This is a genomic window from Streptomyces rubellomurinus, from assembly GCF_000961885.1.
GTDB lineage: Bacteria > Actinomycetota > Actinomycetes > Streptomycetales > Streptomycetaceae > Kitasatospora > Kitasatospora rubellomurina.
This window is the reverse complement of record NZ_JZKH01000013.1, coordinates 90,099-102,535: the sequence shown is the minus strand read 5'-3', so window position 1 is coordinate 102,535 and position 12,437 is coordinate 90,099. Positions and strand designations below refer to the sequence as shown.

The following is a 12,437-nucleotide window of genomic DNA, read 5'->3' as shown; positions in this document are numbered from 1 at the left end:
CTGGTGCTCCCAGTCTTCCAGCCCCGGGGGGGTCGCGCCTCACTGTCCGGGCCAGGAGCCGTCGATCAGAAGGCGATCAGAAGTCGTCCTCCTCGTCCGGGTCCCCGTAGCTCGCGAAGCGGTCGACGTACGGGTCGGGCTCGGTCACCCAGCCCGCCGCCAGCACCAGCCCGGAGGTGCGGTGCACGGCGAGGAAGCCGAAGGGCCGGGCGAACCGGACCCGCGCCTCGCGCACCCGGTACGGCGGCGGCACGGGCGCGCCGGCGGCCCCGACGCCGAAGGCCGTCACCGAGGCGGCGCGGAAGCCGAGCCGGCCGAAGGTCGCGGTGGCGCGCTGGGCCGCGCTGCCGATGTACAGCGGCTCGCCGTCCGCGAGACCGGGCAGCCGATGCTCGGTGGCGGAGGGGCTGCTCGCCGTGCGCAGGCCGAAGAGGTCGGGCCGCTCCAGCAGGTCGTGGTCGGCCTCGACGGTGAACTGCGGGACGGTGACGTACAGTTCGGGCTCGGGGTCGTAGGAGCGGACCTCGCCGATCCGCAGGCCCGGGCCGGTCGTGCCCAGCGGCAGCCGGTCGGCGGTGGTCCGCCGGTGCCGGCCGGCCAGGGCCTCGATGCCGGCGGCCAGCACCCGGCCGGGCGCGGTGTCCGGCTCCCCGAGCAGCAGTCGCACGTCGATGTCGCGGTCGCCGAGCACCCGCAGTTCGGTGATCGGGCCGTCCGGCGTCTCCAGCAGGGCGGCCCGGTCCAGCATCCGGGTGAGGCGGGAGAGGTAGTGGACGGGCCGGGGCCAGACCTCGTCCGCGCCCTCCGGCGGGCCGCCGAAGTCGCTGAACGGCCGGATCCAGTCGGTGCGCACGGTGAGCGCGGCGGCGAGCACCAGGCGGGTCGTCGGGTCCAGCGGGACGGGCATCGCGTCGACCATGCCGTCCGTGCAGCGCCGGGCCCAGCCGTCGAGCTCCTTCCGGTCCCGCTCCTCGTCGCCGGTCAGCCGCCCGTGCACGTCCATCGGGAGGCCGGCCAGCCATTCGGGGCGCGGGCGCAGCAGCGGCGAGGACCAGAGCCCGAGCGCGGCCCGCACGCCCGGCGCGCCGCGCAGCAGGCCGAACAGCTCCCGGGCCCGCTCGGCGGCCGCCTCCGGCGACGCCCCCAGCACCTCGGCCAGTTCGCCCCGCACCTGCGGGCTGCCGGTCGGCGCGAGCAGCCCGAGCAGCGGCCACACCCCGGCGGGCATCAGCACCGTGCCGGCGCCGGTGTCGACCCGCTCGGCCCAGCGTGCGCCCAGCGCGTTGGCGGCCCGTACGGCCTCGGCCCTGCTCATCCGTCCCCCTGCGTTTCGCTGTCCGCGCGTGCGCGCCGAGCGTAGGGCCCGACCGCGAGCGGAGGCGAACGGATTTCAGCCCCCGTCCTACCGCCGGGTGGCGAGGACGGCGGAGCTGGTCGGAGTGGTCAGCACCTCGGCGGCCTCCAGCGCCGGATGCGTCAGGTACCGCAGCCGCAGTTCGTCCACCGTGCCCTCGAAGCGCGGCGGCCAGTGCGGTGAAGGCGTGAAGTCGTCCATGACGAGCAGTCCGCCGGGGGCGAGCAGGTCCACGACGCCGTCCGGGTCGTCGCGTTTGCCGCCGCCGTCGCAGAAGAAGACGTCGAACGGCGCGTGCTCGGCGAGTAGCCGCCAGTCCCCGTGCAGCACCCGGACGCGTGCGTCGTCGCGGAACAACTCGGCTGCGGCGTCGGCGAGTTCCGCGTCCCGCTCGACGGTGACCAGCCGCCCGTCCGGCCCCAGGCCGCTGCGCAGCCAGGCCGTCCCGACGCCCGCCCCGGTGCCGCTCTCGGCGACGGTCCCGCCCGGCTTGGCGGCGGCCGCGAGCGCGAGCAGCCGGCCGACCTCCCGGCGGCTGCTCTTGGTGAACCCGCGTGCGGCGGCGGCGCGTTCGGCGGCCAGCACCTCCGCCGGGACGGGCCGCTCCATCGATCCGGTCACGTGCTTCCCCCTGGTCGAACGCTCAACTCCCTTGACGGGATGATCCCATGGCCGCGCCCACCGGCCCCGTCCCGAAGCGCACCGCCCGCGCCCGGGAGCGGGAGGCGCCGTCCAGCAGCAGCACGGACGCCGCCTCCGGAGCCGGCGACGGCGCGCCGGCCCGGAGGTGGCGGGTGAAGGCGGCGAGCAGCCGTTCCAGGCCGTGCCGGTGGCGGGCGAAGACCCGGGCCGGGGCGTGCCGGCCGCGGGCGCGCTGCCCGTCGAGCGCGGTGGCGGCGCCGACGTCCAGCAGCACCAGGTGCAGTTCGCGGCCCCGGCGCGCCGCCTCGCGGGCCAGCCAGCGGCGCATCCAGGCCCGACTGCCGCAGTCGTGCACCAGCAGCGGCCCGCCGCGCCGGACGGAGGCGCGCAGCAGCCGGAAGTGCTCCAGCCGGGCCCACGGCCGGTACACGGCGTACGGCAGGCTCGCGGGCATGACGGCCTCGCAGGCCTCGTGGACGGTGCGCGGGTCGACGGTGCGCGGGGCGACGGCGCCCGGCTGCGGCCCGGACCAGCGGCGCAGCAGGGTGCTCTTCCCGGCGCCGGGCAGTCCGGAGACCACGACCACGGCCCCGTCCGGGTACGCCACGGCGAACTCCGCCCCGCCCGCGCCCCGCAGGTCCACCACGCCGCGCGGCGTCACCACCGCGTCCACCCCGCTGCTCACCCGGCTCGCCCGCCCCTGTCGCCCGTCCGACCGGGAACCCTAACAACAACCACGCCCGCCCCGCCGCACCGCACCGTCCCCGACCACGCTACGCTGACGCGCCGTCAGCCCGGAGAGGGGCGGGAAGGCCCGCAGGGCCGGAGGGAGGGCGGGGCATGGCCGGCGAGGAGCCCACGTACACCGCGCTGGTGCTGGCCGGCCTGGCCCGGGACCGGGGCCGGGTGGCGGTGCGCTACGGCGGGGCGGCGCTGACCGCGCAGGACTGCCTGGACGCCGTCCACCGGCTGGCCCGCGCCCTGGAGCGGGCGGGCCTCGGACGCGGGGACGGGGTGACGGTGCTCGCCGGGAACCGTCCGGAGGCGCTGCTGGTGCGGCTGGCCGCGAACCTGCTGGGCTGCCGGGTCGCGATGCCGTTCCCGGACGCGCCCGTCCCGGAGCTGGTCGAGCTGGCGCGGTTCGCCGACACGGCGGCGCTCGTCTTCGACCCCGGCCGCTGCCTGCCCGCGGCCGTCGCGGTGGCCGGGGCGCTGCCCTCGGCCGGCCTGTTCGCGCTCGGGCCGACCGCCCTCGGCGCCGACCTCCTGGACCTCGCCGCGTCCTGCTCCCCCGCGCCGCTGGAGCCCCGCTACCGGCCCGAGGACGTGATGGCGCTGAAGTTCACCGGCGGCACGACCGGCCGGCCGAAGGCCGTGATGCGGCGCTTCGCCCGGCCGCCGCGCCCGCCGCTGCTGTCCGGCGCGGTGTTCCTGCTGTGCACGCCGCTCTGCCACGGCGGCGGCACCACGGCCGACCTCGCGCTGGCCGCGGGCGGCACGGTGGTGCTGCAGGACGGGTTCGAGGCGGGGGCGGTGCTGGCGGCGGTCGAGCGGTTCCGGGTGTCCCGGACGTACCTGCCGCCGCACCTGCTCTACCGGCTGCTGGACCATCCGCTGCTGTCCTCGGCCGACACGGGCAGTCTGCGCCGGGTCACGTACACCGGCTGTCCGCCCTCGCCGCGGCGGCTGGCGGAGGGGACGCGGCGGCTGGGCCGGGTGCTGCACCAGACGTACAGCCTGACCGAGTGCGGCCCGGTGTCCCGGCTGGGCCCGGACGAGCACCTCGATCCGCGGCTGCTGACCACCGCCGGGCGCCCGTTCCCGGACACCGGGGTGCGGATCACGGACGAGGACGGCGCGCCGCTGCCGCCGGGCGCGACGGGCGAGATCCGGGTGCGCACGCCGACCGCGATGGCCGGCTACTGGCGCGATCCGGAGCTGACCGAGCAGGTGCTGACGGACGGCTGGCTGCGCACCGGCGACCTGGGCGGCCTGGACGCGGCCGGCTATCTGACGGTGGCCGGGCGACGGGCCCCGATGGCCGTGGTCGAGGGGCACAACGTGTTCCCCCGGGACGTCGAGGAGCCGCTGCGGGCGCATCCGGAGGTGCGCGAGGCGGTGATGTTCGCCGCCACCGACGCGGACCGGCTGGAGCGGGTGCACGCCGCGGTGTGCGTCGTCCCGGGCTCGGCGGTGACGGCGGAGCAGCTGCGCCGCTGGAGCGTGGAGCGCGGGGGCGGGCGCAGTGCTCCGGACAGCGTCCTGGTGCTGCCGGGCATCCCGCTGACCGGCCTGGGGAAGCCGGACCTGGCGGCACTGCGGGCGCTGGTGGAGGCTCCCGGGGGACGGGCGGTCGCCACCCTGGGGGCGCTCGAAGGGGCATGACGCGCCCCTCGGACGCGTCGAGCGCCCGCGCGGACGACCGCTCGCGCGGCAGCCCGCGGGAAGAACCGGCGTGGACAGCTCGACCGTGCGGGCCGAACTGCCGATACAGCTGCGGCGGCGTTCCCTCGCACCGTCCCCCGGAGGCACCACCATGACCTGGCTACGCGTCCTGACCGCGCTGGGCATCCTGGCCGGCGCGGCCGGCGCCCTGCTGGTCTTCGCCCACTGCACCTCCCCCACCCGGCACGCCCCCCGCGCGCGGCGCACCCCGTACGCCCGGCGCACCCCCGACACCCCGCGCACTCCGCACACCCCGCGCGCCGACCGCGACGCCCTCGGCCTCCGTACGGACGCCGAGGGCAGCGGCCTCTTCCCGCGGACGGGCGGCGAGGACTGACCGTCAGCGGTCAGTGCCCCGCCAGGTCGTCCGGCCGGACCTCGATGTGGTCGGCCGCGAGGTCGACGGCGACCCGGTGCTCCATCCCCAGCGCCTCCAGGAACTTGACCGGCAGTTGGACCCGCCCGGTGCGGTCCAGCATCACGTACTCGCGCTCGTTGATCGACTCCTCGCCGTGCTCGTCCGTCACGGTGCGGCGCAGCACCTCGCTGCTGGTGCGCCCGTCCCGGATCGCGACCGTGCGGCGGACCTCGCCCGCGACCATCGGGTCGTGGGTGACGATGACGACGGTGGCGCCCAGCTCCCGGTTGACGGTGCGGAAGGACTCGAAGATCACCCCGGCGGTCTCGGAGTCCAGCTCGCCGGTGGGCTCGTCGGCGAGCAGCACCGGCGGGTTGTTGGCCATCGCCACCGCGATCGCCACCCGCTGCTGCTGGCCGCCGGACAGCTCGCCGGGCTTCCGGCGGGCGAGGTCGCCGATCTCCAGCGCCTCCATCAACTCGGCGACCCGGGCGGTCTGCTGCTTCGCGCCGAGGCCTCCGGAGCGGCGGCCGCGCAGCTGCATGGGCAGGGCGATGTTCTCGGCGGCGGTGAGGAAGGGCAGCAGGTTGCGGGCGGTCTGCTGCCAGATGAAGCCGACCACCTCGCGCCGGTAGCGCAGCCGCTCCTTGGCGGACATCTCCAGCAGGTCGCGGCCGGCCACCGTGGCGGTGCCGGCGGTGGGCACGTCGAGCCCGGCGAGGATGGTCAGCAGGGTCGACTTGCCGCTGCCGGAGGCTCCGACCAGGGCCACCAGGTCGCCCTGCTGGATGGTCAGTTCGAGGCCCTGGAGGGCCTGCACCTCGACGCCCTCGGCGCTGAAGATCCGTACCAGCCGGTCGCAGACGATGGCGGCGTCCGCGCCGTGCGCCTTGGGCGCGGCGGCGGCGAGGGCCCGCTGCCGGAGCTCCTGCAGGCTGGGGGCCTCGGCGGCCCGGCGCTCCTCCTGGGGGGTGGTCCTCACCTGGCGTCTCCTGTCTCGACTGTCCGCGCTGTCCGCGCTGTCCGCGCTGTCGGCACTGTCCGCTTGCGCTTGCGTTTCATCTCGTGGGGGGCCGTCCGTCCGCTCGGGCCGGACGGCCGAGCGGGCCTCATGCCTGCTCCCCCGCCCGCAGTTCGGTGGCGATCTGGCGCCGCCCGGAGATCGCCGTCTCCAGCAGCACGCCGAGGCAGACCACCAGCGCCAGTCCGGCGGTGGGCAGCAGCACCGGCGTGACCACCGGTTCCAGCGTCTCGGCGACCTTGGCGCCGACCAGGGCCGAGAGGTCGAAGGCCGACCCGATCAGCGCGACCGCCGCCAGGGCGACCAGCCCGCCGCCGACCGCCGCCGCCAGCGTCTGCGGCAGCGTCTCGGCGACGATCAGCGCCAGCCCCTGGCGCGGCCGCAGGCCCATGGTGCGCAGCCGGGCGAGCAGCGCGGTGCGGTCGGGGGCGGCCCGCAGGAGCGTCAGCAGGACGGCGAGCAGAGCGAATCCGCCGCCGGCGAGGCCCGCGTACCAGAACATCGACCCGGCCGCGCGCTGGAGCGGGTCGTCGGCGAGCGCGGCGGCGGCCTCCCGGCTGCTGTGCACGGCGTAGCCGGGCGGCAGTCCGTCGCTGGACTTGCCGGCCGCCTGGGCGACGTCGCCGATCAGCTTGGCCATGCCGGTGGCCGCGGTCAGGCCGTGCTCGGCGACCAGGCCGCGCAGCTGCCCGGGGTCGATGTCGCCGGTGGCGATCCACTTGTTGGTCCGCTTCAGCTCGGGCAGCCGCTCGGCGGCGGGGCCGGCCGGGACGACCACGAAGGGCTGGCCCGGGTCGGGCAGGGCGGGGGTGCGGGCGATCGTTCCGGCGACGGTGGTGCGCAGTTGGCCCCCGTTGGGGGTGCGCACCCGGGCGGGGCCGGTGGCGAGCCGCTTGGCGAGGTCGCGGCTGAACAGGGCGGGCACCGGGGTGTCCGGACCGCCGGGGGTGCCGGCGAGCTTCGCCGGGTCGAAGGCGCCGGCGCCGAGGCTGCGGGCGATCTCGGCGTAGGCGGTCGGTTCGGCGACCACCAGGACGGCCCTGGTGGTGTCCCCGTCGCCGCCGATGAACAGGGCGGTCGGCTCGACCCACAGGCCGGTGGCCGCGTCGACGCCGGGCAGTTCGCCCGCGGCCTTGGTGAAGGCCTCGGGCAGGGTGGCGTAGATCGGGACGGTGACGGCCGCGTCCCCGCCGGTGGCGAGCCGGGCGGCCCGGGTGCGGGCGTGGTCGACGGTGTCGAGGACGGTGGCGCCGAAGCCGGTCGTGGTGACGGCGATCAGCAGGGCGAGCAGCGGCAGCACGGACGGCCGGCGGCGGCCGGCGTTGTCGCGGGCGGCGCGGGCGAGCCCGAGGAAGCCGATCAGGCCCCGGCCGCGCCGGGCGAGCGCGGCGAACCGGCCGACCAGGAGCGGCTGGACGCGGGCCAGCACCAGGCCGCCGCTGAGCGCGAGCAACAATGGGGCGAGCACCAGCAGCGGGTCCAGGTCGGCGCCGCTCGCGGCGACCCCGCGGCGGCGGACCTCGGCCACGGCGGCCGCGGTGACGGCGAGGACGGCGAGTTCGCCGACCAGGCGGCGCCGGCCGCCGGCCGCCCGCGGCCGGGACCGGAGCAGCGCGGCCCGGGCGGGGAAGGCCAGCAGGGCGAGCAGGGTGGCGGCCAGCGCGGCGAGCACCGCGTTGCCCCACCGGGGGGTGGGCAGCAGCACCAGGGCGAGTGCGGTGGCGAGCGCGGCGGCGGGCAGCACGGTGACCGCGCCTTCGCCGAGCAGCCGCAGCAGCACGCCGCCGCGCGAGCCGCCGCGGGCCCGCAGCAGCCGGATCTCGCCGGTGCGCCGGTCGGCACTCAGGGCGGCGGCGAGGCAGAGCACCACGGTGGCGACACCGGCGACGCCGACCGGCCCGATCGCGGACAGCGGCGCGACGGCCTGCTGGCGGGCGCGGGCCCGCTGGAGGACGTCGGGCAGCTGGGAGACGACGTGCAGGTCCGCCCGGTTGGTGACCCGGGCGAGCGTGCCGGCGCCCCGGCCGGCCAGGTAGGAGGCGACGGTGTCGCGGGTCCGGTCGAGCTGGTCGGCGCGCAGCGCGCCGGTGTCGACCGGCAGCCGCCAGAAGTCCTGTCCGCCGCCGCCCCAGCTGAGCAGCTGCGGCAGTGCGTCGCCGGCGACGAAGCCGGTGGTGCGCCAGTGCAGCTTGCTGGGCGTCCCGTCGAGGCAGGCCCGGACGGGGCAGCCGAGGTTCTCCCAGAGCGGGTCCTGCGGGTCGTCGACGCGGTAGAGGCCGACGACGGTGGCCGTGATCGGGCCGGTGCCGAGGTTCCCGCCGTCGACGACGTCGCCGAGCTTGATGCCGATGGTGGCGGCGGACTCCGCGCTGACCGCGATCTGCACGGGCCCGGCGCCGGCGGCGGGCCAGCTGCCGGCGGTGAGGGCGGCGTGCTCGGTGAGGCCGTTCAGGTAGAGCAGGCCGAGCACCGGCGGCGAGTCCTCGGAGAGCCGGGCGTAGCCCTTGTTCCACATCCCGCGGTCCTGCTTGACCCGGATGCCGTGGACCTGGCCGTCCTGGCTGAGCCGCAGGTTCGGCCCGATCTCGCCGACCAGCCGGTCCCGCGTCGCCCGCAGGTCGGCGGCGGCCTCGGTGGGGGCGGCCTGGGCGACGGCCTCCAGGCTGGTCGCGTTGACGCCGATCCTGCGGGTGAACTCGCGCAGCGCGCTGTCGGTGCTGCGGTCCGACAGCCGCGGGAAGGCGGCCGCGAGGAAGACGGTGACGAACGCGAGCGCCGCCATGAGCAGGGCGGCCAGCGGCGTGGCGCGCAGCCGGGTGCGGACCCAGGGCGCCGGCCGGTGGTCGGCCCGGGGGGTGGGCACGGTGGTGCCGGCCTCGGTGGTCACATCTCCTCCACGTGGCGCAGCCGGGCGGCCACGTCTCGACGGCGGCGTCCGATGAGGAAGGCCGACAGCAGCGGGACGACGGCGATCGCGGCCGTGAGCAGCAGTGTCCGGCCCACCGGCAGTTCGACCAGCGCCTCGGGCGTGGGCCGGCGGGCGGCGGAGGTGAGCACCACGTACGGGACGATCAGGCGGACGAGCAGGGCGCCGAGGGCGAGGCCGACCGCGCCGCCGAGGGCGACCAGCAGCGCCTGTTCGGCGGCGACGGTGCGCGCGACCTGGCGGCGGGGGGCGCCGAGGGCGAACAGCAGGGCGGAGTCCCGGGAGCGCTCGTGGGCGGAGCCGGCCGCGGCGGCGGCGAAGCCGATGGCGGCGAGCACGGCGGTGACGATCGCGATGACCAGCAGCGCGCTCTGCGGGGCGGCGCCGACCGGGTCGTCGAGCAGGGCGGCGGCCGTCTCGTCGTCGAGCTGGAGGTCCTGGGCGCCGGGGGCGGCGCGCAGGGCGGCGGCGGCCTCGGCGGGGGTCCGGTCGCCGGGGCCGGTGGCGGGCAGCCACCACTCGGTGCGGGTGGGCAGGTCGTTGCCCTGGGCGGCGAGCAGCCGGGCGGCGGTGCCGAGGTCGACGACCAGGGCGCTGCGGCCGGCCACCGGCACGGCCTCGACGGCGGCGGTGACCTTGACCGGGAGCACGGCCCCGGAGAACGGCACCTGGACGGTGTCGCCGACGCCGGCGCCGATGGTGCGCAGGTAGTCGTGGGTGGCGACGCCGCCGACGGCGGTCGGGGCGGTCGCGCCGGCCGGGGCGAGGATGGCCCGCAGGCTGCTGCCGACGCCGTTGGCGAAGCGGTACCGGAGGCTGAACAGCCGGTCGGCGTCGGTGGTCTCCGGGTCGAGGCGGGCGGCGGGGCCGGGTGCGGCGCCGCCGGTGGCGCCGGAGGCGCGGACGGCGGGGGAGGTCGCGGTCCAGCCGAAGCCGGCGGGGACGGGGACGGCGGTGGCGGGGCCGTCCGCGGTGTCGGAGACGGCGAGGCGGTGCACGGTGACGACGCCGTCCATCCGGTCGCTGAAGGTGACGGTCGCGCCGACCACGGTCAGCGGCGCGGCGGCCGCGCCGACCGGGGCGTCGACCAGGGGGCCGAGCGCGACCGAGGCGTGCACGTCGCCGTCGAACGGCAGGGTGGGGAACGGGACCTTGTGCACGAAGCCGAAGCGGTCGCGCAGCAGCAGCCGGACCTCGGGGTGGACGGCGAGGGAGAACGACCCGAAGCCCTGCTGGGGCCGCTCCGCCTGGCTGACGGTCAGGTCGGCGTCGATCCGCAGCGGGCGGCCGGGCAGCGGCAGTCCGGCGGCCGCCCCGGCGGGGGCGGGCTCGGCGAGCGGCGCGAACAGTTCGTCCCGGCCGTGCCCGTCCAGCAGGTCGTCGCGGACGGGGACGCGCTCGGCGAAGGCCTTGGCGTCGACGGCGAGCAGCTGGCCCTTGCCGTTCGGCAGCGACTGCTCCTCGCGGACGACGGGGACGATCCGGTCGCCGCCGGGCAGGGCGCCGTAGCGGCCGCCCTGGCCCATCACCGCGTTGTGCGAGCCGGTGATCCGCAGGCCGCCGGCGGTGCCGAAGGCGGCCTGGTCGCGCTGCGAGCCGGTCCAGGTGGCGTGCTGGCCGAGGGCGAGCACGCCGGTGGCCACGGCCATCACCAGCAGCAGCACGGGCCCGGTGGCGCGGGCGGGGCGGCGGGCCAGCTGCCAGCCGACCAGGGCGGGGCCGAGGCCGCGGCCGCGGGCGGCCGTCCGGGCGCCGAGCCGGGCGGCGAAGGGCAGCAGGCGCAGCACCACCAGGGTGCCGGCGCACAGCGCGAGGGTCGGGGTGGCGACGAGCAGCAGGTCCACGCCCAGGTCGCCGGAGGAGTCGGCGGACATGCCGCTGCCGTACTGGCTGAGCTGCTGGTAGGCGAGCGCGGCCAGGGCGAGCACGGCGAGGTCGCCGCCGTTGCGGGCGATGCCGGAGACCACGGCCTGGCGGCGGCCGGCCTTGCGGCGCAGGGCGGCGCCGGCGCCGCGCAGCAGGCCGGGCACGGTGGCCAGCGTGATGGAGGCGAGCGCGCAGAGCAGGGCGACCGGCCAGAGCGTCCAGCTGACGCCGGTGTCCAGGTGCACCTGGTGGCCGGTGCCGAAGCCGGCCAGGGCGCGGACCAGCAGCGGGGTCAGCAGCGGCGCGAGCAGCGCGGCGGGCAGGGCGAGCAGCAGCGATTCGAGGCCGGTGAAGGCGCCGAGCCGGGCGCCCGAGGCGCCGCGGGCGGCGAGCAGTTCGTTCTCGCCCTCCTGCCGGGCGGCGATCAGGTGGACGACCAGCAGCAGGGCGGCCGCGGCGAGGACGGCGAGTTGCAGGGCGCCGATCAGCAGGGTGGTCCGGGCGACCATCATGCCGGAGGACAACTCGTGCATGACGTCGGGCAGTTCGGTCTGGGAGTTGAGCGAGGCCCGGGTCCGCAGCTCGTCGCCGAGGCGCTGGGCGCGGTCGCCGATCGCCCCGGCGGTCGGCTGGTCGATGCCCCCGAAGTCGGCGTCGAGCACCCAGCCGCGGCTGCTCTGCACCAGTCCGGCGGCGGTGAAGGCGCTCTGGTCGACCATCACCGGGCCGTAGGTGGTGAACGCGCGGATGTCGACCTCGCGGCCGCCGACCGGGTCCGTGCGCCAGTACGGGTCGGCCGGGTCGATCGCCCGGTAGACGCCGGTGATCCGCACGGTGAGCTGGTCGCCGCCCAGCCGGTCCGCGAGGGGGACGTCGGCGGGCAGGGACCGCTCGGTCAGGCCGAGCCGGGCCAGCAGGGCCTGCGGGACGGCGGCCTGGGGGGCGGCGGAGCGGACGGGCGCGGTGGCGGCGGCGGGCCAGGCGCCGGAGACCAGGCGGACCTTGGCGCGGTCGAGGTCGGCGAGGACGGTCAGGTCGGGCTGCGCGTCGCGGCCCGGACCGGCGGGGGTCGCGGGGGTGGACGCGGCGGGGGCCGCGGGGGCGGACGCGGCGGGCGCGGCGTCGGCGGCGCCGCCGGCCGCCGGCAGGCCGTACGAGCGGCTGCGCAGCAGGGTGTCGGTGCGGACCGGCAGGTCCCCGAACAGGGCGGCGCGGTAGTCGGCCAGCGCCTGCTCGTCCTTGGCCCGGGTGTCGAGCCCGTGCTCCGCGGTGACCACGACGGTGGTGCGGGTGTGGCCCTGACCCTGCAGCGACTGCCGCAGACCGGCCTGGCCGACGCTGGCGTTGAACGCCACCAGCGCGGTCAGCACGGCCGTGGTGATCAGGACCGCGAGCAGGACGGCGGCGGCCAGCGGCAGTCGCCCGCGCAGTCGACGCACGACGAAGCCGAGCATCAGGTTCCTCCCCCGGGACTTCTCCGGTAACGATCCCGGCCCGCCCATCGATCCGATCCGAGCACGACTCGGCCACAGATGGACACTCTTCGGGCATACCGATGCGGTGAACTCCGGCATTTGATCACCGGATAGCGGACGATGCTGTCAGATGTGATCCGGAAACGGAAGGGACTTGCGCGAAGCAAGTAAGTAGTGAGCAAATTCCTTTCATTGGAAGCACCCTCGCGCAGGGCCGCCGCCAATACGCCATGGACACCTCATAAGTACGGCCCCGCCGCCCTCCCCGGGAGGGGGCGTCACGCCTCCGCGGATTTCCCTCCCGGGCGCGTGAACCCGCGGAGCCGCCCCAGCCGTAGAGCCGGACAGAC

General features: G+C 77.2%; 8 protein-coding genes. 2 read left to right on the top strand and 6 right to left on the bottom strand.

The genetic code is table 11. The features are described from left to right. Nucleotides 1-76: 76 nt before the first annotated feature. The 3 genes from VM95_RS09470 to VM95_RS09460 form a co-directional block, all read right to left on the bottom strand. Nucleotides 77-1,315 (bottom strand): serpin family protein, encoded by a 1,239-nt coding sequence (locus tag VM95_RS09470; RefSeq protein ID WP_045693996.1) that lies wholly within the window; start codon nt 1,313-1,315, stop codon nt 77-79. A gap of 87 nt (nt 1,316-1,402) precedes the next feature. After that, entirely contained in the window at nt 1,403-1,963 is a 561-nt protein-coding gene (locus tag VM95_RS09465) for an O-methyltransferase (protein ID WP_045694064.1), read from the bottom strand. A 34-nt stretch (nt 1,964-1,997) separates the two neighbouring features. Next, on the bottom strand, nt 1,998-2,681 hold the full coding sequence (locus tag VM95_RS09460) for an AAA family ATPase (protein ID WP_045693994.1): 684 nt from the start codon (nt 2,679-2,681) through the stop codon (nt 1,998-2,000). Nucleotides 2,682-2,836: 155 nt separating this feature from the next. Between VM95_RS09460 and VM95_RS09455 the strand changes: the two genes are divergently transcribed. Further along, the gene (locus tag VM95_RS09455; RefSeq protein WP_045693992.1) at nt 2,837-4,381 is read left to right on the top strand and encodes an AMP-binding protein; all 1,545 of its coding nucleotides are present in this window, start codon (nt 2,837-2,839) and stop codon (nt 4,379-4,381) included. A 70-nt stretch (nt 4,382-4,451) separates the two neighbouring features. Beyond that, entirely contained in the window at nt 4,452-4,778 is a 327-nt protein-coding gene (locus tag VM95_RS09450) for a hypothetical protein (RefSeq protein ID WP_045693989.1), read from the top strand. Between the two features lie 10 nt (nt 4,779-4,788). Here the strand turns inward: VM95_RS09450 and VM95_RS09445 are convergent, their stop codons facing one another. The 3 genes from VM95_RS09445 to VM95_RS09435 all read right to left on the bottom strand — a co-directional run bounded on the left by VM95_RS09445 (nt 4,789) and on the right by VM95_RS09435 (nt 12,066). Further along, entirely contained in the window at nt 4,789-5,781 is a 993-nt protein-coding gene (locus tag VM95_RS09445; protein WP_045693987.1) for an ABC transporter ATP-binding protein, read from the bottom strand. A gap of 127 nt (nt 5,782-5,908) precedes the next feature. Next, nucleotides 5,909-8,707 carry a hypothetical protein gene (locus VM95_RS09440; protein WP_045693985.1) on the bottom strand — a complete coding sequence of 933 codons (2,799 nt, stop codon included), beginning with the start codon at nt 8,705-8,707 and terminating at the stop codon, nt 5,909-5,911. Continuing rightward, the gene (locus tag VM95_RS09435; RefSeq protein ID WP_045693982.1) at nt 8,704-12,066 is read right to left on the bottom strand and encodes an ABC transporter permease; all 3,363 of its coding nucleotides are present in this window, start codon (nt 12,064-12,066) and stop codon (nt 8,704-8,706) included. The genes VM95_RS09440 and VM95_RS09435 overlap by 4 nt, the downstream gene beginning before the upstream one ends. Nucleotides 12,067-12,437: the final 371 nt, after the last annotated feature.

Bases quoted from the DNA above. Each gene is read 5' to 3' on its own strand.
- VM95_RS09470 (WP_045693996.1), bottom strand. From the start codon at position 1,315: ATGAGCAGGGCCGAGGCCGTACGGGCCGCCAACGCGCTGGGCGCACGC.
- VM95_RS09435 (WP_045693982.1), bottom strand. From the start codon at position 12,066: ATGCTCGGCTTCGTCGTGCGTCGACTGCGCGGGCGACTGCCGCTGGCC.
- VM95_RS09455 (WP_045693992.1), top strand. From the start codon at position 2,837: ATGGCCGGCGAGGAGCCCACGTACACCGCGCTGGTGCTGGCCGGCCTG.
- VM95_RS09465 (WP_045694064.1), bottom strand. From the start codon at position 1,963: ATGGAGCGGCCCGTCCCGGCGGAGGTGCTGGCCGCCGAACGCGCCGCC.